The 2,497-nt window shown below is 46.6% G+C and carries 2 protein-coding genes; both read left to right on the forward strand.

Features of this window, described 5'->3' with window-relative positions; translation table 11 throughout:
* The first annotated feature begins 172 nt into the window (after nucleotides 1-172).
* Nucleotides 173-1,363, forward strand: a complete 1,191-nt coding sequence (locus BG32_RS01900) for a maltose ABC transporter substrate-binding protein (RefSeq protein WP_006487018.1) — start codon at nucleotides 173-175, stop codon at nucleotides 1,361-1,363.
* Between the two features lie 90 nt (nucleotides 1,364-1,453).
* A partial coding sequence (locus BG32_RS01905) for a DUF4896 domain-containing protein (protein WP_121526313.1) occupies nucleotides 1,454-2,497 on the forward strand: 1,044 nt, incomplete at its 3' end.

The raw sequence follows: 2,497 nt of genomic DNA on the forward strand, positions 1-2,497 counted from the left end.
AGAAGCATCATCATCATCGATTAGGGAAGTCCAGGAACGAATGGACGCCTTCACGGAGAATGAAGGCGTCTTCTATCTGTAGTAGACACAGTAACACATCTTAAAATAAACGGAACTTTCTGATACAATTTATTCAGGCAGTACACCATTCTATCAAAGGAGGGTTTTGAAGATGAAAAAGCTTGCAGCTGTTCTTCTTATGCTATTCGTACTCTTGTCTTTTGCAGGGGCACAGCTTGTTATTTGGTCCTCAGAAAACCAGATCCCGGCACTTGAGAAACTGGCGGCTGATTTCGAAAGCGACTACGGTATTCAGGTGGAAATTCAACAAGTGAACTTCGGGGATATAAAGTCTAAGTTCCTAACCGCTGCTCCCGCAGGCGAGGGACCAGACATAATCGTTGGAGCCCACGACTGGGTTGGAGAGCTCGCTCTCAACGGCCTTATTGAACCGATCCCATTCCTTCCAGACTCGGATCAATATTACGAAGTTGCTCTCGATGCCTTCAGCTACGGGGGTAAGCTATACGGTGTTCCCTACACCATTGAGGCGATCGCGATAATTTACAACAAGGACCTGGTATTTGAAGAACCGAAGACAATATCTGAGCTAGAGGAGTTGGCGCTCGAGGCATCAGACGATGAAGTCGTAGGTTTTATTTATACCGCTGGTGACTTCTATCACTCTGCTCCTTTCATACTGGGCAGAGGAGGCTACATTTTCAAGGAAACGGCAGATGGTCTCGACGTAACCGATATAGGACTGAATAACGAAGGCGCAATTGCCGGTGGAAAGTTGATAAAATCATGGTTTGACAAGGGTCTTATTCCCGCAGGACCGAACTACAATCTGATGGACTCGCTTTTCAAAGATGGGCTCGCCGCTTTTATAGTGAACGGTATTTGGGCCACTCCAGGCTACCGTGACGCAGGAATTGATTACGCGATTCTTCCGTTTAGCGAAATCACATTTGACGATGGAACCACTCCGAGGCCGTTCGTTGGAGTTCAGGGATTCATGATTAACGCCAAGTCCAAGAACAAGCTTGAAGCGACCGAGTTTGTGGTAAACTACATAGGTAGCTTCGAAGGCCAGTATGGTATGTTCTTGGGAGAGAGAAGAGGAACGGCTAGAGCGGACGTCTTTTCCTTCATTGAAGCAAATGCTGGGCCAGAGCTCTATGATGTTCTCCAGTTTTCGAAGAGTGCTTCCGTTGGTACCCCAATGCCTAATGTTCCCGAAATGGCGAGCGTTTGGGGCGCAATGGCCGATGCACTTGGTTTAATCATTAACGGTCAAGACACCGTTGAAAACGCTTTCAATTCGGCGGTTGAAAAGATAAAGACCACCATCGGAAATTAGTTGCCATATTTTTATTCACATCTCTAAACTTCGTTAGACTGAGCGCGGGTACTTCCCGCGCTCTAGTTCTAATTGCCCGGAGGGATTACCTTGAGTAGAAAACGATTTGTAATCTTTCTCTTTTCTTTAGCCATTCTTGCAATATTCAACGCCTTTTCCTTATGGAGCGTGTATCTGCTTTTTGCAGACGGGAATTTTGGCCTTATGGTTACGATGATTGTGCTAACCTTGTTGATCGATATTATTGCACTGAATCCAAAGGGGTATCCTTACAGGTACATGATTCCCGCGATGATCCTGCTGTTCATTCTTACGCTTTACCCAATGTATTACACGTTCAGAACTGCCTTCACAAACTACGGTACCGGCCATTTATTCACTAGGCAGCAGTCTATACAGAAGCTTTTAAGTGACTACTTCTATATTCCTGAAAGCCCCGAGGAGTTCGAGTTTTCAATCTTCATTGAGCTTGATGACTACAAGCCGACTGATAGGTTCATAACTCTTCTGAAGTCCAAAGAAACCGGTGCTCTATTTGCAGCGCTCCGTCCTCAGCCAGTAACGAAAGATGCCGAAGGAAATATCACTCTTGCAACTGCCAAGATGGTTCAGGTATCGGCCGACAGTTTTTCCACGGGCGGAGTCAGCTACACACTCTCTCTATCACCAGACGATAAGATTCTTGCAATCAGGGCAACCTCCGGTGAACGGTTCATCTATTTCTACTCTCCTCAGGATGACTCGACGAGGCCGAATGCACCCTTCTATTTCAGTGAGATAAGAGGCATTTGGCTTCGGAACGCCGAGTTTACTGACAGCGAAGGAAATCAAGTGAGGCTTTTCCCTAACTCACTTTACACAACCTTTGCCACAACCGAGAGGAAGTATGCGTTGAGAACGGAAACTACCTTCGATGCGGGAAGGGCAGTACAGGAGACGGTAGTTTACAACCGTCAGACAAACAGGACTCTCGTTGAAGAGGGCGGCTTTTTCTACGATATCGACGAGAACGGAAATGAGTTCGCCGTAGAGGGTTACATATCGGATGTGGGTTTCTGGAATTTCGTGAGAATGTTCAGGGATCCCAACATCAGCGGACCTTTCTTCCAGGTATTCGGCTGGACATTTACCTGG

This window comes from Mesotoga sp. HF07.pep.5.2.highcov (assembly GCF_003666285.1).
Lineage (GTDB): Bacteria > Thermotogota > Thermotogae > Petrotogales > Kosmotogaceae > Mesotoga > Mesotoga prima.